The following is a 21,663-nucleotide window of genomic DNA, read 5'->3' as shown; positions in this document are numbered from 1 at the left end:
GATTAAAAATTAACATTTAAACCCGCGTTATAAGTTCGGGTTAACGGATAGCCGATGTAGCCTAGATTTTCGGGATCGCCCCATATTTTATTAGGAGACCATGTGTACAAATTCAGCCCATTCACATAAAAACGCGCAGATTTAATACCCACTTTTTTCAAAAAGCTTGGTTTTAGCGTGTACCCTATCTCCATATTTTTTAATCGCAGGTACGATGTGCTTTTCAGGAAAAAAGTGCTATAGGCCGCCGCCTGATTATAGGCAGCAATAGGGAAATCGATCCTGTCGCCATTATCATAGCGTTCCTGAGTAAAGCGGTTCAGATCCACATCAAAAAGCGATTGCTGCTTGTTGAAGTGTAACTCCTGCATAGCGTATTTAGCTACACCACCCACACCCTGCAACAATGCAGAAAAGTCGAATCCTTTATAGTTGAAACCAAATGAAAGACCGTAACTCAATTCTGGGATATCGGTTTTACCAGTACGCACATAATCTTTTTCGTTAATGATACCGTCGCCGTTAACATCCACCAGTCTAACCTCGCCCGGTTGCAAAGGCGCCCCGGCATAACCCAGATCTTTCTGATAAACCGGTTGCCCCGAAGAGTTTACATAAGGCTTCCCGTTTTTATCCAATGCCCTAACCGGACTTGACAGTATTGGATTACCATTACCATCAATGGCATAGAGTTGCGCCCATGAAGTATACAATCCATTAGCCTGCAGATATGATCCCTGATTGATAGGGCGACCGGTAGCCGCATTATACTCTTGACCGGGTGCAACAGCCTCATCCTGGAAAATAATTTTGTTTTTGTTGGTTGAGGCATTACCTTTTACCCACCAGGTAAATTTGCCGGGCTTACTATTATAAGTAATCTCTATCTCGTTACCCCAGTTTTTAACCTCACCCAGGTTGTATGGAGGCAAGGTTGCCTGAACAATGCCCGGAACGCTTCCTCTGTAAGAAAGGATATTTTTACGATGCTCGTTAAAATGATCAAAGGTAACGGTAACTCGCTCGTTAAACAGGTGTGCCTCTAAACCTATATTTGATTTAGTAGCAACTTCCCAGGTAACGTTTGGATTACCCAATACACTTTCCATGGCTCCCTGAACTGTATTGCGGTCGTTTAATGTCCCAAAGGTGTAGCTGTCGCCATATTTCCAGGTATCTGGCAGGTATAGGTAGCGAGCTAATTGCGGAGGGTTGCTACCAGGTATATATATACCATCGTTACCCACTTTACCTAAACTACCCCTGATTTTCAGATAGGTTACATAATCGGTTTTGGGAAAGAAGGATTCGTTACTGGCTATCCAGCCTAATGAGTAAGCCGGCAGGAAACCAAATCTTTTACCTTCGGGAAAATTTTCAGAACCGTTATAACCCATGTTATACTCAGCCAGGTATCTGTTGTCGTAAGCATAGGTTACCCTTGCAGCCGCGCCTTCATAAGCATGCGGAAGATCGGGTACATAGGTCGGATCATACCGTTTCTCGGCATTCGCCAATATCAAACCTGAAACAGCATGCTTTTTGGCAAAAGTGTGATTGTAATTAATTGAGAATTCCCCATATAGTTTACGCCATTTTTGGGTATAATAATCAGTTGATCGCATAGGTGCAACATCATTAGTGAGTTGTACCAGAATAGGGTTTAACTTATCGCCATTAGGATTAGGCCTTACTCCATATAGTAATGGAGTATATTTTCCATAGGAGCGATCCTGAAAATAACTATCATAAGCACCTCTGGCATTGACAGACAAACCTTCGGTAATAAAATTGAGTTTGTGTGTTAATTTAATAGAAGAGTTTAAAGTACTATTGGTATTGATATTATAATTGTTGCTGTTGGCAATGGCATATAACGGGTTGAGCTGTTCGTTCTGATTGCTAAAAGGCACTACAAATTTACCATTGATGATACCAGGAGACCCAAGCGGTGACGACCATAGAATACGTTTTTCCCAGGTATACTCGTCATTATCCATACCTGTTATGGTTACATACTGCGTAGCAATATCAACCGATACTCTGAAGTTTTTGTTGACATCAAAATCAAGATTTGAACGCAAATTGTAGCGTTTTTTCTTGAACTGCATATCATCACCAAAAGGCATGTAATCTGTATTAAATAAGCCCCCTTGTTTAAGATAACCTAAGGACACAAAGTATTTTACAGATGGAGTACCTCCGGTGATGTTAACATTGTACTGTGTTTGTGGCGTAAACTTATTGAAGATCTGTTTTTTCCAATCCTGATCAGGGTGCCCATATGGATCATAATAAGGGTTTGGTTTACCATTAACAGTTGGTGTATGCGCATTCTGATAATATTTCAGATCCTCTGGCGAGTAATAGATGGTAGCCTCTTTTATCCAGTTAGCATCTCTTTTCTGAGCAAAATCGCTCCATGTTTTTATATCAGCGTCTTTGGAGTGCTGAATCCAATAATTTTCATAACTCTGCTCATTTAATAATGATGCGTATTGATATGAATTAACAAAATTGGGCATGCTGGAAAATTGTGATATAGCCGTTTGAGCCGTACCGCTTACTTTCGGAGCGCCTTCTTTACCGCGCTTGGTGGTGATCAGGATGACACCATTGGCACCACGAACACCATATACTGCCGTGGCAGAAGCATCTTTAAGTATGCTTACTGTTTCAACCTCGTTGGGGTCGATATCGTTATAGGTATCGCGGGCAACACCATCAACCATGATCAATGGAGCGGTTACACCGGTATAGGTTCCAACACCACGCACGTACAAGGTTGAGTTGTCATCACCTGGTTTACCTGAAGTTTGAATAGCGGTTAAACCAGATAAGCGACCGGCTAACGCGTTACTCAAGTTCGCGGTTGGTGATTGCACCAGATCTTTGGTACCAATAGAGGTAATGGCTCCGGTAACAGATTCTTTCCTTTGCGTGCCATAACCTACTACTACAACTTCGTTCAGATCCGTTGGGTTATCTTCGAGTGTTATATTGAGTTGTGGTTTACCATTAAGCGGTATTTCTCGTGTTACAAACCCAACAAAGCTAAAAACCAGTATGGCATTATCATCGCTCACATTAATGCTGTAATTTCCATTATTGTCCGTCACAACACCTGTTTTTGTGCCCTTCTCCTTAATTGTTACCCCGGGCAAGGGAAAACCCTTATTATCGGTAACTTTTCCCGTGACTTTTTTCGGGGGCTTTATATTATCGTTCTGGCCTGTTTTTTTACTGATTAATATGGTTTTATTTTCAATTACATAGGTGAGTAATTGATTCTCAAAACACATATCAAGTGCCTGTTTTAAAGGGACGCTTTTTAGATCAAGACTTACAGGCTTGGCAAACTTCAAATCATCTGAGTTATATAAAAAATCATAACCAGTTTGATTTTGTATTTGCTCAAATACTTCTTTCAGATTGCTTTTTTCAGCCTTCAATGTAACCTTCTGCGCATAAGTTGCTGCTGTTACCTGTAAAAAAGTGGCCGTTAGCAAAATCAGGGTTAGTTTCATGATAAGCACAGGTTTATATAGGCGCCCACGTTGTTTGCCGCAAGTAAATGCAGTAAAATTTTTATACATTTGAATGTCAGTTTATTAATTAAGTGGTTGTATTCGCTGCAATTAATTTCATTATCTGTCATAGCCAGATCGTGGCTGACACCAGGGGCGGTCCGAAACGCTCCTGGTTTACTTCCAGATAATAATATGTGAGAAATTGGAATGTAGATTTATTGCATAACTATAATCCTCCTTCCTGTAATTTTAAAGTGTACCTTTCCTATTTTTTCCAGATTATTCAACAATTCTTTAATGCTTTTAGATCGGTAAAATGTGCCCCCAAAACGCAGGTTCTCAAAGCTGCCCTGATACTCGATATCCACATCATACCAGCGTGATAACTTTTTCATGATGGTATTAATGTTGTCATCATTAAATACGAAATATCCATTTTTCCAGGCCATAACCTGATTGATGCTGGCATCAGCGACACTAATCAAATCGGCATTGTTCCTTATTACAGCCTGCTGACCAGGTGCCAATAAACGTTGTTTACTATTTTTTGTAATCAGAACAGAGCCCTCCAACAAAGTAGTAGTTAGTTCGGCATCATCATTATAGGCAGCGATATTGAAATGTGTGCCTAAAACTTTCACACATACATTATTAGCACACACGTAAAAGGGCTTATCCTTATTTTTAGCGACTTCAAAATAGGCTTCACCGGTAAGCTTCACATGTCTTTCGTTGCCCGCAAACTCAATCGGGTAACTCAAAGAAGAAGAAGAGTTTAACCACACATTGGTACCATCAGGAAGCTTTACTTTATATTCACCTCCGCGGGGGGTAGTCAAGGTATTATATACGGTATCGGTACTGGGGACTGTTTTATTATTGTCTGCCTGCGTGTTATAAACAAGGCCTTCGTTATGTGCTTTATTAATTACTGTACGACCTGATTTTGTTAGCGTTCCGTCGGCTACATTATCCAATAAAATAACTTTTCCATTGGCCAGTGTTAATGTTGCTTTGGTGCTGCCCGGTAGAATTTCAGAAGATTTAGCCGCAGCCAGATTATCCTGACTTGTTACTTTATGATATCCGTTAAATAAAAAATAAAAGCCAACAGTACTAAAAAAAATAAGGATGGCCGCAACTTTTATCCAATTGTTGTACCATTTACTTACAGGCTTATCCTCATCCTGTTCATCAGTCTGGTTTATAAACCTGGCATCAGATTTAATGCGCTCCAAAATTTTTTTAGCCTGAAAACGATTAAATTCCGGCCCTTCTTCCAGTGCCAATAACCGTTCGTCTATTGCTTTAGCTATTTCGTCCGGATCGTTATTACGCAGATAATCAAGCAACTCAATACAGTCAGTATCAGTTATTGTATTATTAAAATACTGTTGTAATAAACGCTCGAGTTTATCCTTGTTCATATACTATGGTTTATATTACCCCAGAACGGGGTTGGTATGTAGAGAACACACTAACCAGAGGATAGGACTAGTCAGAAATAAAAAAAATTTATATCCAGAAAAACAGAACTAAAAAATAGATGAGGTCTGAGTATTGCAAATGAGATTTTAAAGTTTTGAGCGCCTCCACCATATGATTTTTTACAGTATTGGGCGATATATGTAATTGATCGGCTATTTCTTTGTGCGACAGGTGTTCTACGCGGCTCAGTCTGAATATCAGCTGCTGTTGCTTTGGCAATTTTTTAATGATCTTTTCTGTAAACTGCTCCAGTTCGTTTACCAGCAGATCTTCTTCTGTATCATTATGCATTGTTGCTATACGTCCGATCAATTTATCGGCGAATTCTCTCGACTGGTAAATTTGCCTTAGCGCATTTAGCGATAATCTTTTGGCTATTACATAAATGTATAGCCACATATTTCCTTCGGGATTCAGTTTCTCTCTGCTCATCCAAAGATTTATAAAACACTCCTGAACAATCTCCTCACTTTGTTCTCTGTCTTTTAAAAACCTGAATGCCAGTCTGTAAACTTTTTCACAGTACATTTCATAGATAGCATCAAATGCAGACTCTTCGCCTGCAATCAATTGCTGAATTTGATTACCGTTAATAATTTTATGCACTTTACTATTTAAGTTTATAGTTAATTGGGACCTAAATATAGATAGGAATTTTTGATATTACCATTCACTTTTTTATTTATGTACCACTACATTAACACTACCAGAAAAAAATATTAAAAACATTAACCTAATAATAAGTTAAAGCATACATCACATACAACAATTAGGAATCATTAGCTCATTGAAGCAGTTAATAGTATACTTTGTTGAGATTTGATGTTCATAATTTGTAATTTGGCCATACAAATTTGATTGATGATCTATGATCAATTTAACAGAGCGACACCAGTATATTATCAATAAAATGCAAAAGGAAGGCTATGTTGAGGTAGTTGACCTGTGTAAAGAATTGAAAGTTTCTTCCGTAACCATCAGGAAGGATCTGAAATATCTGGAAGAAAAACACTTGCTTTTTCGCACGCATGGCGGTGCTACACAAAGCAATCCCTACACTACAGATAAGCCGGTAAACGAAAAGGAAAAAATAAATTCGAACGAAAAAATGCGTATCGGGGCAGCGGCTGCTAGTTTGATCGGGGTTAATGATTCCATCATCCTGGCTTCGGGCACAACCATACAAGCTTTTGCAAAAAGTATACAAGCTAAAGAGGCCCTTACTGTTATTACCTCGTCATTAAATGTAGCCATTGAGCTGATCCATACCCCTGGAGTTGAAGTATTGCAACTGGGTGGAATGATCAGGAAAAGTTCCTCATCGGTAATGGGTGCTTATGCGGAAAACATCCTGAAAGATTTCTTTTGCAGCATGCTGTTTCTTGGGGTCGATGGTATTGATATTGAATACGGCCTTACCACTACCAATGCCATGGAAGCGCATTTAAATAAACAAATGATGGCCATCTCTAATAAAACTATTGTACTGGCCGATTCAACTAAATTTGGGAAACGCGGCTTTGGTAAAATATGTAATATTGATGAAATAGATCAGATTATTACTGATGGGCAGGTATCAGACTATGTAGTAAACACGCTGGAAAGCGCGGGCGTAACCGTTACCATTGCTTAGTTCCTAAATACATTTTAACAAAAATCCCACTTAGTTAAGTGGGATCGATTTTATAGCTTAAGAACATTTCATTATTCCCTTATCGTGGTTTTATCTTCCAAGGCCATACGAGCAATTTCGTCTTTACGTTTAAAGGCAACACCGGGCTGCTGTTTGATATATTTAATGATATCGCTTGCCGCTTTAACCATTTGCGGACTACCGCCAATGCGATCATGAAAACTGATTGACATTTGCCTGCGCCTGTACTCAGATTCGACGTAAAGCTGATCAAATTCCATTTTAATCTGGTTAACAAATTGATCTGCCGAAAAATTCTTTCCTTCTATCAGCATGATATCGTTGCATCTAAGCGTATATGGAACAACTGCAAAATCTTTACCACTTACCTTAATAATAAAAGGTTCATCGCGGCTCAGATCATCAATATGATAAACGAAGCCTAATTCCTGCAATATTTTCAGCGTGTTTTCGCCCCTTCTCAACCAATTGGCGTTATATCCGATGGCATCAAAACCCGTCACTTTTTTTATAGCATTAACACCATCTTTAATAAACCTCTTTTCTTCTTCATAGCTCATGGTGTATTCTGTCGCCCAATTCATGCCATGTGCTGCAGCTTCATGCCCCCGCTGTACTATTTCTTTTGCCAATTGTGGATTTTTCAAAACCGCCGTGCCTACCATATGCGAGGTCACTTTAATGCCCAGCTTATCCCAATTATCAAGCATCCGGGGGATACCTTCTTTGTAGCCATAAGCAAACCAGGTTGCTCCCGGCAAATCAATGAAACCTTTTTGCATATTCTGAGGAAAAGGGCTTTCGGCATTATCCGGTTGCCCGCCAGCCTCAAACTGCATGGATACGGAAACGACCAGGCGGGATCCATCGGCCCAATGTGTTTTAGGTTGAATCTGCTGTCTGTTCTGTAAAAGGTTAATTGCGGTGGCGGGTTGTACAGCACCGGCCAAACCCAAGATACTGCTCTTTTTAATAAAATCTCTGCGGGTATCCATGGCTTAATTCTGTTTTAAAAATAGTTGATCGACCGCCAAGGTGTTACTGTTGATAAATTGCAACAGTATGGTAAAAAAGGCAACGTGAATAAGTTGAGATGGCAAGGCCTCCCAATTTTCAATCATACAACTTCCCAGAATAAGTACGATCATTACCAGGCTACCGGCGACGAGGGCCGGTTTTGTAAATAAACCGGTAACGAGTAGCAGACCGATGATAAATTCGGCAATAGGCAATACATAACTGAAGGGGATTACCAGTGCCTGAGGTAATATGGATTTGGAAAAACTGCCCACCATCCAATGGCTAAAGGCTTGAAGCTTGGGCAGGCGCACCAACCCATGACCTAACATGCTGGCACCAATGGCCAGCCGGAGTAATAAAAAGCTACTTGTATTCATAACTATTGTTATTTATGAATACAAAGTTGCGTCGTATTAACACAATAAACTTGTAGATATAAAGGATTGATCTGCAATTTTAAAGGTATGGAAACATGGCATCTCCATACCTTGCATAGTTTGTTACAAAATATTGCAGTTAAATAATAAAAGCCTTAAGTCGACTTCCATATTTTGAATACGTTTTCGTACCTAGCATCGGTATCACGTATAATGACTGATAAATGATCCTGGCGTACCGGAAAATGTTGATCGATGGTGTAATAGATCTTTTGTAGGAGATTACCCAGTTTTTGCTCAAAGTCGGTTTTACTGATACTGATCAGTACCTGGTTACCCAAAGCGGCCACTATCCCCTGCTCCCCGATCTCGCTTTTCAGCAAATGTATCACATTAACGGTTAACGTTCTGGCAGCAAGCTCTGCCATTGTTAATATTTCGTTCATAATAGTACCAAAAAAATTAAATGATAAAAGCTTGCCGGTTTACCTTAATGAGATACGCGGACGTCTGTGTACATGTACTTCTTCTGGCTGCTGGTCGGCCAGTTTAACTACAATATCCCGATCGCCTATGGTACTGCCATCAAGTTCTTTGATCGCTTGCAACCCCTGATGATCGTTCTGCATCTCTACAAAACCAAAACCTTTGCTTTTGCCTGTTTTTGGTTCTGTAATAATTTTTACTGCTATTACGGCACCAAATAATTCAAACAATTGTCTGATGCCTACACCGCCCACATAAAATGGAATATTAGCTACAAAAATCTTCATAATTCCTGATTTTTAATGATAAACACTTATTAACTTTCAGTTAATGATTAACGATTCGGATTTATGAAAAGTTTAAGAAATTTTAAAAAACTACCGATTATGATTTATTGATGACTTAAAACGAATTTCTCATTTACTAATGATGATCATTTACCATAAATCGGCCATCACAAGCAATGGAGTAACTTTATAAATTAAAAGCCCGGTACAAAACCGGGCCTTTTTCATTATAGGTGTCAATAGTTAATTAAAGAACAATTTATTGGGTATTAGGAATGCTTATGTGCAAAGAACAGATATTTGATCTCGTATTGATTATCAGCTTTATCAAACGCCATGAGATCAGCATCCCCGCGGAAATAATTTTGAACACTATAACGAAACTCTACCCGGGAAGGAAAGCTTTTATCAATATTTTCAATTGTTAAATTTAATACCGGATTTGCAGTTCTCACACTATAAAAATAGCGTTCAACGGGGGCATACCCTTTACCTTGTTGAGCCAGCTGCTGACGGCTGTAAAGCATAAAACCGGCTGTATCCAGTATTTTATAAGTTCCGTTCTGATAAAACCTAAAATCCTGACTATTTTGACGGTAACCAAATATTTCACTTTTGGATAGCTTCATTTTTTTGCCCTGATAGATCAGCGATACATATCTTCCATTTAAAAACTCGTTTAGTTGGAGTTTGTCGTTTTTATCAAGAGCGTAACTTAACCTACCTGCTTTGTAATCCTGTTCGTTAAGATATATACCGGTGGTACTTTTTGTACCTTGTGCTTGTGACCGCATACCTTGTATACCGATCATCATCATTACGACGAGCACTTTAATTGATGTTTTCATTTTTTTTATTATTTGATATTATACTACAAACTGGTAGTATTTCTTTAAGAAGCCGGGCTGCAACCCCCGGCTTCAGCCTTACTAAATTTACCCCGACACTTGAGCGTAAATTATTGCAGGCTTTGTAGTGTTTTTTGACGATTGTTCTGTTATTTCCTTGTCCCGTATAAGTATAATCTATCCGCATGCCAAAGTTTCTTTTGGGGATGTAAAAGGGTTTTAACAGGCTGATTTTAATGTTTCTTATTACATCTGGCTGCACAATATCTCTTGCATCTTCTCGAACTGACATGCGTGGTTTATCATTTTGAGGATAGAGCAACCGACCATTGATTGGGAAAGGCGTAGCCGGTTAAAGTAACCGAAGCAGCTCACCCACTGCTTCGGTCAGGTTATTTTAAAAACGAACCAATAAAGCGGCAATAAACCTTGTTTCCGAATTCACCAGATCAGGGACAAAGTCAGTACCAGCCAGAGGAGTTGTGTTATATCCGTCAGGTGAGGTAACACCGCCGTGGCCAGCAAAGTAAGGCACGTTAGCATGGCGGTGAACAACTTCCATTCTAAAGGTCAGGTAATCATTTGGCATCAGATCCACTGTTGTTGAATAATCGTAAGCCTTAAATTTATCTCCCGGATTAGCGGTGAAAGGATGTGTACCAATGGCACCAGTATTAACAGCCGGAATTGGATTTGCATCGCCTGTAGGATATAAAACCAAGTAACGACCAGGGTTATTCATAATACCTCCACCGATAGTCCAGCCAAGATGTCCATGGTTCATCACCATCCTATGATAGATCATCCCGCTGGCAAAATATTGGGCCGGTCCTTTAACAGGGTCCGAGCTAAAACCATTAACGCCATCGCCCTTTTCATCACCAAGGTCACCTGTTATGGAGAATGCGGCACTATTTACAAACGTATTCTTATTTTTGTAATACCGTACTTCAATACTGTTGTCAGTGTGGAAGCGCTTACGGCCCGGTTTATCCTGAGTATCGGCACCGTAGTAGTTATTTGTCAATGCCTGGAACCACTCTACAGGGCGCCATAAGATCTGTCCACCGATACCTGGCCTGCTATTAAACATACCATATGATTGCCAGCCGTTGATCAGCCAAGGTTCAATCTTTAATTTATCGGAAACGAATATCTGAACCCTTATACCATTGAAAAACCAAGGCGTATTATCGGAGGTAAATGAAGGTTGATAAGCCCAGTTTTCGGCATTATAATAAGAGAACAAACCAATGTAAGACATAAATATACCTGCGTCCACATTGATACCATTTAGTACATTAAAATGATAACCGGCATTGGCCTCACTCAAATAGCGGTAAGCTGTTGAAAGGTCAAATTGGCCACGTGTTACGCTAAAATCATTACGTGGCACAACCGTAGCACGTGTACCAAATTGGGTCAATACGCTTGCCCGGATATTATCATAATGAAAGTCGCCACCAAAAGCCACAGTTGAAATTTCAAATTCATGATCACGCGCCAGTGCGGTAGAACCTACTACGGTATGGTCAATGGGGTTATTGTTTGATGCGGTATAATTAAAATCGAGCAAGAAACGGCCGGTAAAGTATTTAGTATCAAGCAGGGCCTTGTGCCTGCGGTCGTTACCGTTAAGCCAGGTAAAATCACCAAAGGCAAAAGGCTCAGCCTTGGTTTTCACAGTATCCTTAACCGTGGTACTATCTTTTTTTAAGTTTAAGGGAGTTGCATGATCCTGGGAATAGGCAGTAGTTAACACTATGCCTAAAAGAAGTGACAATAAAAGTTTTTTCATTTTGAATATGGATATTATTAATTTTTGTGGCAGGGCAAAACTTTGTTTTATTATTCTGCCGTAACCACGTTAGTGCTATTTGCGGCTTAGTAGCCAATAGGTATACCAGATTGGCACCCCGGATATATACTAATTGATTATCAGCAACTTAGTTTTAATTATACTTTTTAAGTATTGCCTCTTAGAAGAAAACCGTCTCACTTTATTAAGACGGTTTTCTCATTTTGATTAGTTCATGAATATTTGGTATTCCTCAATTTTGCGGTACAGTGTGGCCAGGCCAATACCAAGTATCCGGGCGGCCTCGGTTTTATTACCCTTGGTGTATTTTAATATACGCCTGATATGATGCCCCTCTACGCTGTGCAAGTCAAGCGCTACCAGATCATAGTAGCTACCACTATGAAACTCATAAGGCAATAGTTTAGGGGTAAGCAAGGGCTCATCCATCAGGATGATTACCCTTTCAATCACATTTTTAAGCTCCCTGATATTTCCGTTCCATTTGTGTTGATTCAGTAGCTTAAAAAAAATGGCATCCACATCCGGCATTTTCTTTTTAACCTTACCCGAATAAACTTTAATAAAATGCCTGGCCAATATCTCTATATCCCCTATCCGTTCACGTAAAGGGGGGAGCATAATAGAAAACCCCGATAAGCGATAAAACAGATCGAGCCGAAAATGTCCTTCTTCCGATTCTTTTTGCAGATCGCGGTTGGTAGCCGCAATCAATCGTACATTTATTTTAGTGGTTTTGGTTTCGCCAATTTTAATAAAAGTACCATTTTCCAATACGCGCAGTAATTTAGCTTGCAAGTCATGACTCATTTCTCCTAATTCATCTAAAAAAATGGTTCCACCACTGGCTTCTTCAAACAAGCCCTTTTTATCTTTAACAGCTCCGGTAAAAGCCCCAGCCTTGTAACCAAACAGCTCGCTTTCCAATAATTCTTTACTAAAAGCGCTGCAGTTAACCGCTACAAAAGGTTTATCCTTTCTTAAGCTTTCGTAATGTATGGCTTCGGCAAACACTTCTTTACCTGTACCTGTTTCACCAAGCAATAAAACAGTGGCATCCGTTCTCGCTACTTTTCTGGCCAGGTCAACAGCCTCTAAAATGGCGGGCGATCGACCTAAAACAATAGGGAACCCGTGCTGGGCCTCCACCTGATCCTGTTGTTCACTTACCTGATATTGTAAATTAGCCTTTTGTATAGCTTTACTTACCATAGGGATGATCTTATCATTATCATCGCCCTTGGTGAGATAATCAAAAGCTCCGTTCTTGATGGCTAAAACTCCATCGCTGATAGATCCAAAGGCTGTAAGATTGATCACTTCTATATAAGGCTTGATCTGTTTGATCTTATTGACCAAATCTACCCCATTGGCGTCGGGCAGCTTCACATCGCTCAGCACAACCATAATTTCCTCACGCTCAACAATGCGTATGCCTGCTTTGGCATTTGCGGCCTGTACCACATGATACCCTTCCAGGGTAAGTATACGGGCCAATAATTCGCTGAGCTTAACCTCGTCGTCAATTATTAATATGTTTGATTTCATTTCTGTACTTGTTTGGATTGTTGATCAACATCAGCGGCAGGGTTTCCAATAACCGCACATAAGTGTTGATCCCTTTTTTGATCTCTTCCAGATAAATAAACTCATCCGAAGAATGGGACCTGGCAGAATCACCAGGACCTATTTTTACCGATGGAATGGTTAACCAGGCCTGATCAGAAGTGGTAGGCGAACTGTAGGTTTTGCATCCTATAGCTATACCAGCCTTCACGATAGGATGATCAATGGGAACCGAAGACGCCCCTAATGATCCCGGACGTACCATTATCTGGCATGATACATTCTTTTTGATAGTGTCCAGAATCTCCTGTTGGGTATAGGTATCATCATTCCGGATGTCGACCGTAAATTCACATAAAGATGGCACAATATTATGCTGCAGACCCGATTTGATAATGGTGATGGTCATTTTTACCGGCGGCAAGCCTGTAAGCTGCTGCGGAAACTGATAATTTCTGAACCAGTCTAGGTCTTTTAAACATTTGTGAATAGCGTTATCTCCCTCTTCCCTCGCCGCATGCCCCGAACGACCGTTGCTGATACAATCCAGCACCAGGTTTCCTTTTTCGGCAACAGCCATTTGCAACAGGGTAGGCTCGCCAACTATAGCCAGCTCCAGTTTACCCAGCAAAGGCAAAATTGATTTGATTCCATTTTGGCCGGAATTTTCTTCCTCGGCAGTTGTTGCCAGGCATAGGTTAAACCCCAATCCCTGATAACAATAAAAATGCAGGAAAGTAGCTATGAGCGACACCAGGCATCCCCCGGCATCATTACTACCCAGACCATATAATTTTCCTGAAGTTATTTCCGGGCAAAAGGGATCATTGGTATAACCGTCATTGGGCTTAACTGTATCTAAATGAGAATTGAGCAAAATGGTGGGTTTAGTACTATCATAGTATTTATTATAGCACCAAAGGTTATTCCCTTTTCTTTTTACTTTGATAGAGTAACCAGCCAGATATCGCTGTACAATATCAGCTACTGCTCCTTCGTTGCCACTAAATGAAGGGGTTTTTATTAATTGTTGCAGTAAACTTACCGACTCACTAAAAAGCAGGTTGTTCATAGGCAGGCCTGTCCATAATGGAGAAACATCTGTCCGCTCATTCAAATCTTTTATCATAACCATAAATAATTAGTTTAACTGTGGATCAAACAACATAGCGGTGCACAAACAATTGCACCTGTTTTTACTTTGCAGTACATTGTAATTAATACAGCTTTTACAAGCATCCCAAAACTTTGATTCCTGCGCAACTTCACTATAGGTCACCGGCTCGAAACCCAGTTTGGAATTCATTTTCATAATGGCCAAACCTGATGTGATGCTGAATACTTTTGCAGCCGGATATTTGGTTCGGGATAATTCAAATATTTGTGTTTTAATTTGGGAGGCCACACCCTGATTACGGTGTTTTGGCGATACGATAAGACCACTGTTGGAAACAAATTTTTCATTGTCCCAGGTTTCTATATAGGAGAAACCAACCCACTCGCCATTTTCTGTTACAGCCACTATCGCTTTGCCCTCATCAATTTTTTCTATTACAGAGGCTGCAGATCTTTTGGATATTCCCGAGCCCCTTGCTATTGCGGAACTTTCCATTTCATGGATTATCTGGTCGGCAAAGACCACGTCAGACGGAATAGCTGACCTTATAATAATTCGTTCATCTTCCATTTCTCTTTTTTAGTTTATTTCAGTTACAAGCATGGATTGTTTTTATAACTGTACATACCCTATTGCCAAAAGAATGCCCATTGCACGGGTTGACGCTTATTTATATGTTTAGCTCATTTAAATGCAGTTTTTATTTTATAAGCACGTGCCAGGAAATAAAAAAGCCTATCAAAATGAAAGGCTTTTTTTTCAATTTAAGCGGTTTTGAGATCATTGTACAGGATGGGCCTGAACAGGATCAATGGTGTAATGTTCCAGATAACCTTCTTCGTTCACTGCAAATGTGCTTAGGCCTGTTGCGCTTGCAGATTTTTTTCTTTTGGGGCCAGCTAACGGAATAATGATAGCAGCTAATAAAGCCACTATTTTAAGTATAATATAAATTGATGCCATGATGTTGTATTATAAATCTGCAACCCCAAAAACCAATCACATGCCATAAAATGCCTGCCACTATAAATCTGGCTTAAAATGGAATAGAGCTATAAAACAACCCTATTGTAAAAAACAGGAAAGAATTTCAACTATCATTTTGGGAGGGCAGAATTATCAAAATGATATAAAATTTAGCCGATCACATACCATACGGTCAATTTTGCAGGGCATTCATTCATCATCCCCCAAATGTATAAGTGATGAATTGAAAAGTATAAATCGGCCAGCAGCTTTTGCCCCAACTTTGCTTCAGCAATTAAATATAAAAGCAATGAAAAAGACAGTATTGATCACGGGCGCTTCATCCGGATTTGGCAAAGCAGCCGTTAAATTATTTCATAAAAACAACTGGAACGTGATAGCTACCATGCGATCCCCGGAAAAGGAAACAGAACTATCCACCCTTGACGAGGTTTTGTTAACCAAATTAGATGTAACCGACAAGGCCAGCATACAAAACGCAGTGAGGGCGGGAGTTGAAAAATTCGGCCAGATAGACGTGTTGGTAAACAATGCGGGCTACGGCGCGTTTGGCGCATTGGAAGCTGCCAGCGAAGCAGAGATCAAAAAACAATTCGATGTTAATTTCTTTGGATTGATCGATGTAACCAAAGCCTTGTTGCCCCTGATGCGCAAACAAAGATCGGGCATTATCATCAACGTTTCTTCTATTGGGGGCAAGGTTACTTTCCCGTTCTCGTCTCTTTACCATGCCACTAAGTTCGCTTTAGAAGGTTTAACAGAGTCTATACAATACGAATTAAACCCCCTGGGCATCCATTTAAAAATTGTTGAACCAGGTGGCTACAAAACCGAGTTTGCCGGGCGTTCAATGGCCATTTTCGGCGTAGGTGAATCAGGTGATTACCAGGCACCGTTTGATAGATTTATTAGTTCGATAGAACAATGGCCGATGTCTGAAAACCTCAATGAAGTAGCCGAAGTTATTTATGAAGCTGCTACGGATGGCACCGAGAAATTACGCTACCCTGTGGGCCATGATGCCGGGCCAATAATTGATGCAAGGCATCAAATGGAAGATATAGATTTCAAAAATATGATAGTGGGCAGGCTTGGCATTTAAATATTATTGATTGTTTAGAACCAGGATTTTTGGAACAAGGAGCAAAGATAAAGCAAACAAAGACTTTATTCCTTGCTCCAAAAATCCTTACTCTCCTAATCTAAACGGCCTTTCTTTTTTTATAGTAACTTTATCTGATCATGACCGAGAAATATATTGAACTGGAATCCATCAGTGATCTGCACCGGATGGTGCATTACACGCCTCCCAGGCACCCGCTGGTGAGTGTAATTGATCATGCCGACTTTTATGCCCGGCGGCCCAAGGTAGATGCATTTTACCGGTTCGGATTTTATACTATATCCTGCAAAAAGTTCGAAGGGGTATTAAAATACGGCAGGGGCTATTATGACTTTAATGAGGGCTCCCTGATGTTCACTGCCCCCGGTCAGGTGGTTGCTCCAGGGCCGGATGTTTTTGTAGAAGAAGGCTGGGCGCTGTTCATACACCCCGATCTGATCCATGGCACTGATCTGGGCAAAAAGATCCATCAATACTCGTTTTTTAATTACGAGATAAACGAGGCGCTGCATATCTCGGAGGAGGAGAAACTGATCATTAAAGATTGTGTGACGAAGATTGAAAAAGAGTATGCCCAAAATATCGATAAGCACTCGCAGGGCCTCATCGTAAGCAATATCGAGTTGTTGCTAAATTACTGCAACCGCTTTTATGACCGGCAGTTTTACACCCGGGCCAAAGTTAATTCAGACGTAGTGCAACAGTTCGAGAAACTATTAAAAGATTATTTTGCACAAAGCACCCTCATTGAAACCGGTCTGCCCAATGTGGGTTACTTTGCCTCCCGGCTCAACCTGTCGCCCAACTACCTGTCAGATCTGCTGGGCAAATTCACCGGCAAAACCACACAGGAACATATTCACCTGGAACTAATAGATAAAGCGAAAACCATGCTGTGGGGCACTAATCAGTCTATCAGCGAAATTGCCTATGGGCTTGGCTTTGAGCATCCATCGCACTTCACCAAGATCTTTAAAACAAAAACAGGTAAATCGCCCAGTGAATACCGGTTGATGAATTAGTGGTTGACAAGACGAGCCATTTTATTAAAAAAGTGGGTTAACATGGGTTTACACTTTTCAGGGTTTACGCGCAATTATTTAACTCATAATCAATTAATTAAATGAAAATACACCCCAAAAACACGGTTTACATGTAAACCCATGTTAAGATGTGAAATTCTCTGTTGTGGACCCCGCCGTCGCTCGGCTATAAAATCCCTTCTCAATAAAGCTGTATCCCTTTCTCCCGGTAATCATCCAGTACAGCGCTATCCGGATCAAGATCGGTGATCAGGTAATCAACTTTAGATAGTGGACAAACATTCATCCGTTGCACGGAGTTTAATTTTTCAGAAATGCACATAACCACCAGGCGATGGGAGGCGTTGATCATCGCCTTTTTCAGGTGTACGATATTCAGATCGGAGTCCGTTACCCCATCGGCTATCGAAATACCGTTGGTGCCTAAAAAGCAAATATCAAATTTGATTTCATGCAGATAGTTCACCACCTGTGAACCTACGCAAACCTGTGAGTCTTTGGAGAACTCCCCACCTATCAATATCACGGTAACCAAAGGATGATCGGCCAATTGCAGGGCCACCAGCGGACTAATGGTAAATATGGTAACCGCCAGGTTTTGGGGCAGAGCCTGCATCATCTCCAGTACGGTGGTTCCTCCGCCGGTCAGCACCATCATACCGCTTTTAATAAGGCCTATGGCTTTACGGGCAATGGCTTTTTTAGCATCAACCGCATAAATGTCGGTATGTTGAAAAGGGTAATGGAATGATTTGGACAGGGCGCCGCCATGCACTTTTACAATCTGCCGGGAATCATCCAGCTCCATCAGATCGCGACGTATGGTATCTTCAGATACGTTAAGGGCCGTGGCCAGATCGGCCGACAATACTTTGTTGTGCAGGTTTATTTGTTTGATAATAAATGCGTGGCGTTCCTTTTTTAGCATATACAAATGTAGTTTTTTGCGTCAATCCTAAAATGGCGGTATTTACAGCGCTCCAAACATGCGGTTATTTGCAACTTATAAAATAAAATCAGATAAATAGCGCATAATTAAAAATAAATTATACATATATTTAGCACATACTTTATTACTATGCGGTTTTATGCAGGATTTACCGCCTGGTACCGGCAAAAATGATCTTAACGGTTTTCGCCCGGGAATTTGCAACTAACAAACACTATATAATTAACCCATTTTAAGTATGAAAAAAAGTTTACTCTTTTTTTTCCTGGTACTATGTTGTTGTGCCTTACAAACTATGGCTCAAGTGCAAACCATTACCGGGAAAATAACCACCGCAGATGATGGAAGCCCCCTGCCCGGGGTATCCGTAAAAATTAAAGGCACCAACACCGGTACCCAGTCCGATTCAAAAGGTGTTTACTCTATTAACGCCTCGCCTGGCCAGATCATGGTATTTTCTTTTATAGGTATGAAAGCCCAGGAAAAAACCGTTGGTACCGCTACAGTAATCAACATCGCGCTCCAATCAGATGCCACCATGTTAAAGGAAGTACCTATTACCATAGGTTTTGGTGTAAAGGCCGATAAGCGCTATTCTACCTCGCCGGTGCAAACCGTTAAAGGCGAAGCCATCCAGCAAACCCAGCGCGAAAACTTTATCAATGCCCTGCAAGGCCGTGTGGCTGGGGCTACAGTTACACCCACCGGCGGTAACCCTGGTGCATCGTCATCCATTGTATTACGTGGATTAAACTCCATTGGCGGTTCAAACAGCCCCCTGTTTGTGATCGATGGTATCCGGGTAAGTAACGATGCGGTTGACCAAAGCTCACTGGCATCCAACGGCGATAACCGCCGTGAGGATTTCACCAACCGTATTGCCGACATCAACCCCGATGATATTGAAACCGTTACCGTACTAAAAGGTGCGGATGCGGCAGCTGTATATGGTTCATCAGCTTCGGGTGGGGCCATTGTGATCACCACCCGAAAAGGCCATGCCGGCCCTGGTACGGTTACTTATGATAACGACTTTGGCTTTGCCACAGCTTATCGTTTCCCAAAAATTCAAACTGTTTTTGGTGTAGGTCAAAACGGTAGCAGCAGCGGTACGGTACGTACCTTATTTGGCCCTGCCTATGCCCCGGGAACACAAACCTATAATAACCTGAAAGATGTTATGCAAACCGGCCATACCACCATCAACAACCTTGCCTTTGAAGGTGGTAACGAGATTACCACTTACCGGCTTTCGGCCTCTATCCGCAATACAACCGGTGTGCTCCCCGTAGCGTATAACGATAAGATCTCCCTGCGTTTTTCAGGTACTTCAAAGATCTCCTCTAAATTAACCAGCAGTGCTTCGTTCAACTATTTTAATATCGATAACCGCAAGTTGAACAAAGGCAACTCCGGTACTTACATTGATGCACTGGCCTGGCCCACTAATGATGATGTGCGCAATTACCTGAACCCCGATGGTACCCGACGTTTGATACTACCGGCAAGTGCGGCCAATATAACCTCTGATGCCAGTATTGATTTTGACAACCCGCTATGGGATGCCCATAATAATATCAGCCGGGATAAAACCAATCGCATGATTGGCAACATCGATCTGTCATTTGATGCTACCTCCTGGCTTAACTTCAGGGCGCTGGCCGGTGTTGATTATGCATCAACCGCAGGTAACAATTTTGTGAGCCAGTACAGTTCATCTTATCAGAATTCGCCACTGAACAGCTTTGCAGCTACCAATGGTATCGCAACAGGTGGTATCATTGATAATTATAATGATGGTAACCTGCAGATCAACGGATCGTTCTTCGCTACCGGCAAAAAGCAATTTGGCGATTTTAAAACCACGCTGGCCGTTGGTGCCGAAGCCATTTCCAATAACGACGAGATCAATGGTTATTATGGCGAAAAATTCATCCAGCCCGATTTTAACAATATCAACAACACAACACCTACTACCCAGCGCTCATCAGACTATATCAAAAAAGTGCGCTACCTTTCGGGTATTGCCAGGCTGGGTTTAGTATATAAGGAGATACTTACCCTGAATGCCACCGCGCGTGAAGAGTATTCGTCCAAACTATCGGGCACCAGGCAGGATCATTATTTTTATCCATCGGTAGGTCTGGGTTTTATATTTACCGAGCTGCCGGGCTTAAAGGATAACCCTGTATTATCATACGGTAAAATACGGGCATCTTACGCCGAAGTGGGTAAAGACCCTGCCGCTCCTTATAAAATACGATCGACCCTGTTACAACAAACCACCACAGGTGGCGGTTTTGCCTACGATGTTACCGGCAATAACCCCAACCTCCGACCCGAGCGCGATAAAGAGCTTGACCTGGGTGCCGAGTTTCAGTTTTTTAATGGCAGGTTAGGCGCCGATATCAGCTACTACGAAGTAAAGGCCACCAACCAGATCTTTAACCCCCGCATCAGCTACGCATCGGGATACGTACTGGAATACCTCAATGGTGGTGAGGTAAAAAACCATGGCTTTGAGGTATCTTTAACCGGAGCACCTGTTAAGTCGAAAAACTTTAACTGGGATATATTATTAAACTTTACCGCAGCGCGGGGCAAAGTAGTTAGCCTGGGTGGCCTGCCGGAATATTATAACTCCGATACCTGGATCTACTCTAACGTTCGTTCGAGCATTTTCCCCGGCAGCAGCACCACCAATATTGCCGCTTTTGGTTATGCCCGCAATAACGCCGGCAAGATCCTGATCGACCCTAGCAGCGGATTACCTATCAGCAACGTTACTTTTGGGGTTGCCGGCGACAGGCAGCCAAAATTTAGCATAGGCCTGGGTAACCATTTTACATTTAAAGATTTTGACCTGAACTTCCTGTTTGATATACGCAAGGGCGGGGATGTGTTCAACGGCAACGAGCTTTTCATGACCCGCTATGGCTTAAGCGTGCGTACTCTGAACCGGATGACCCCGATCGTTATCCCTGGTGTTTTAAAAGATGGCAACGAGAATTCAGCTAACCCAACAACTAACAACATCCAGGTTACCCCCAACACCCAGAATAACTATTATGCCAATGCTATTGATGCCGATTTTATTGAACACAATATTAACTGGGTAAGATTAAAGGACATCACGTTAAGCTACAAATTACCCCAATCATTATTAAAACGCCAAAACGTATTTAAATCGGCCAGTGTGTTTGTAACCGCCACCGATGTATTTATGATCACCAATTATTCCGGGGCCGACCCTGACGTAAACGGTACCAACTCCTCTACTTTAGGAACAGGAGCCGCCGGCTTTGATTACGGTACTGTACCAACGCCAAGGGTAATTTCTTTAGGTTTAAGAGTGAAGTTATAAAAAGA

19 protein-coding genes are annotated in these 21,663 nt (G+C 41.3%); 4 read left to right on the top strand and 15 right to left on the bottom strand.

The window, feature by feature from the left end:
* Positions 1-2: 2 nt before the first annotated feature.
* The 3 genes from ACTJKG_RS19115 to ACTJKG_RS19105 form a co-directional block, all read right to left on the bottom strand.
* Positions 3-3,527: a TonB-dependent receptor gene (locus tag ACTJKG_RS19115; RefSeq protein ID WP_253952288.1), complete on the bottom strand. Its 3,525-nt coding sequence runs from the start codon at positions 3,525-3,527 to the stop codon at positions 3-5.
* A 218-nt stretch (positions 3,528-3,745) separates the two neighbouring features.
* Complete coding sequence (locus ACTJKG_RS19110) at positions 3,746-4,957, bottom strand: FecR family protein (RefSeq protein ID WP_440740152.1); 1,212 nt, start codon at positions 4,955-4,957, stop codon at positions 3,746-3,748.
* Between the two features lie 88 nt (positions 4,958-5,045).
* On the bottom strand, positions 5,046-5,624 hold the full coding sequence (locus ACTJKG_RS19105; protein ID WP_172337158.1) for an RNA polymerase sigma factor: 579 nt from the start codon (positions 5,622-5,624) through the stop codon (positions 5,046-5,048).
* A 262-nt stretch (positions 5,625-5,886) separates the two neighbouring features.
* Here ACTJKG_RS19105 and ACTJKG_RS19100 point away from each other — a divergent pair, with 262 nt between their 5' ends.
* Positions 5,887-6,651: a DeoR/GlpR family DNA-binding transcription regulator gene (locus ACTJKG_RS19100; protein WP_440740151.1), complete on the top strand. Its 765-nt coding sequence runs from the start codon at positions 5,887-5,889 to the stop codon at positions 6,649-6,651.
* A 71-nt stretch (positions 6,652-6,722) separates the two neighbouring features.
* On the opposite strand, the gene ACTJKG_RS19095 is transcribed toward ACTJKG_RS19100, so the two are convergent.
* From ACTJKG_RS19095 to ACTJKG_RS19045, 11 genes are all read right to left on the bottom strand, one after another.
* Positions 6,723-7,667, bottom strand: coding sequence for a polysaccharide deacetylase family protein (locus tag ACTJKG_RS19095; RefSeq protein WP_440740150.1), 945 nt, complete (start codon positions 7,665-7,667; stop codon positions 6,723-6,725).
* 3 nt (positions 7,668-7,670) lie between these two features.
* Positions 7,671-8,069, bottom strand: coding sequence for a DoxX family protein (locus ACTJKG_RS19090; protein WP_440740149.1), 399 nt, complete (start codon positions 8,067-8,069; stop codon positions 7,671-7,673).
* A gap of 155 nt (positions 8,070-8,224) precedes the next feature.
* Positions 8,225-8,515 carry a hypothetical protein gene (locus tag ACTJKG_RS19085; RefSeq protein ID WP_440740148.1) on the bottom strand — a complete coding sequence of 97 codons (291 nt, stop codon included), beginning with the start codon at positions 8,513-8,515 and terminating at the stop codon, positions 8,225-8,227.
* A 39-nt stretch (positions 8,516-8,554) separates the two neighbouring features.
* A complete protein-coding gene (locus ACTJKG_RS19080) occupies positions 8,555-8,842 on the bottom strand; it encodes an RNA recognition motif domain-containing protein (RefSeq protein WP_440740147.1) in 288 nt (95 codons plus the stop codon).
* A 269-nt stretch (positions 8,843-9,111) separates the two neighbouring features.
* Positions 9,112-9,690, bottom strand: a complete 579-nt coding sequence (locus tag ACTJKG_RS19075) for a hypothetical protein (RefSeq protein ID WP_440740146.1) — start codon at positions 9,688-9,690, stop codon at positions 9,112-9,114.
* Positions 9,674-9,982 carry a hypothetical protein gene (locus ACTJKG_RS19070; RefSeq protein WP_440740145.1) on the bottom strand — a complete coding sequence of 103 codons (309 nt, stop codon included), beginning with the start codon at positions 9,980-9,982 and terminating at the stop codon, positions 9,674-9,676. The genes ACTJKG_RS19075 and ACTJKG_RS19070 overlap by 17 nt, the downstream gene beginning before the upstream one ends.
* Before the next feature lie 105 nt (positions 9,983-10,087).
* Positions 10,088-11,488 carry an outer membrane beta-barrel protein gene (locus ACTJKG_RS19065; protein ID WP_172337165.1) on the bottom strand — a complete coding sequence of 467 codons (1,401 nt, stop codon included), beginning with the start codon at positions 11,486-11,488 and terminating at the stop codon, positions 10,088-10,090.
* 228 nt (positions 11,489-11,716) lie between these two features.
* The gene (locus ACTJKG_RS19060) at positions 11,717-13,057 is read right to left on the bottom strand and encodes a sigma-54-dependent transcriptional regulator (RefSeq protein ID WP_440740144.1); all 1,341 of its coding nucleotides are present in this window, start codon (positions 13,055-13,057) and stop codon (positions 11,717-11,719) included.
* On the bottom strand, positions 13,032-14,210 hold the full coding sequence (locus ACTJKG_RS19055; RefSeq protein WP_371742472.1) for a M20 family metallo-hydrolase: 1,179 nt from the start codon (positions 14,208-14,210) through the stop codon (positions 13,032-13,034). Before ACTJKG_RS19055 ends, ACTJKG_RS19060 begins: the two co-directional genes overlap by 26 nt.
* 6 nt (positions 14,211-14,216) lie before the next feature.
* The gene (locus tag ACTJKG_RS19050) at positions 14,217-14,762 is read right to left on the bottom strand and encodes a GNAT family N-acetyltransferase (RefSeq protein ID WP_172337167.1); all 546 of its coding nucleotides are present in this window, start codon (positions 14,760-14,762) and stop codon (positions 14,217-14,219) included.
* 210 nt (positions 14,763-14,972) lie between these two features.
* Complete coding sequence (locus ACTJKG_RS19045; protein WP_440740143.1) at positions 14,973-15,155, bottom strand: hypothetical protein; 183 nt, start codon at positions 15,153-15,155, stop codon at positions 14,973-14,975.
* A gap of 313 nt (positions 15,156-15,468) precedes the next feature.
* Between ACTJKG_RS19045 and ACTJKG_RS19040 the strand changes: the two genes are divergently transcribed.
* Together ACTJKG_RS19040 and ACTJKG_RS19035 are read left to right on the top strand one after the other, a co-directional pair.
* A complete protein-coding gene (locus tag ACTJKG_RS19040) occupies positions 15,469-16,281 on the top strand; it encodes an SDR family oxidoreductase (RefSeq protein ID WP_440740142.1) in 813 nt (270 codons plus the stop codon).
* Positions 16,282-16,421: 140 nt separating this feature from the next.
* The gene (locus ACTJKG_RS19035; RefSeq protein ID WP_172337170.1) at positions 16,422-17,324 is read left to right on the top strand and encodes a helix-turn-helix domain-containing protein; all 903 of its coding nucleotides are present in this window, start codon (positions 16,422-16,424) and stop codon (positions 17,322-17,324) included.
* A gap of 202 nt (positions 17,325-17,526) precedes the next feature.
* Here ACTJKG_RS19035 and ACTJKG_RS19030 read toward each other — a convergent pair whose 3' ends face one another.
* Positions 17,527-18,273, bottom strand: coding sequence for a DeoR/GlpR family DNA-binding transcription regulator (locus ACTJKG_RS19030; RefSeq protein ID WP_172337171.1), 747 nt, complete (start codon positions 18,271-18,273; stop codon positions 17,527-17,529).
* A 259-nt stretch (positions 18,274-18,532) separates the two neighbouring features.
* Here ACTJKG_RS19030 and ACTJKG_RS19025 point away from each other — a divergent pair, with 259 nt between their 5' ends.
* Positions 18,533-21,658, top strand: a complete 3,126-nt coding sequence (locus ACTJKG_RS19025) for a SusC/RagA family TonB-linked outer membrane protein (protein ID WP_172337172.1) — start codon at positions 18,533-18,535, stop codon at positions 21,656-21,658.
* Positions 21,659-21,663 lie beyond the last annotated feature (5 nt).

Source organism: Mucilaginibacter sp. 22184 (assembly GCF_052045695.1).
GTDB lineage: Bacteria > Bacteroidota > Bacteroidia > Sphingobacteriales > Sphingobacteriaceae > Mucilaginibacter.
The sequence above is the reverse complement of the archived record's forward strand: the minus strand, read 5'-3'. Positions and strand labels throughout refer to the sequence as shown.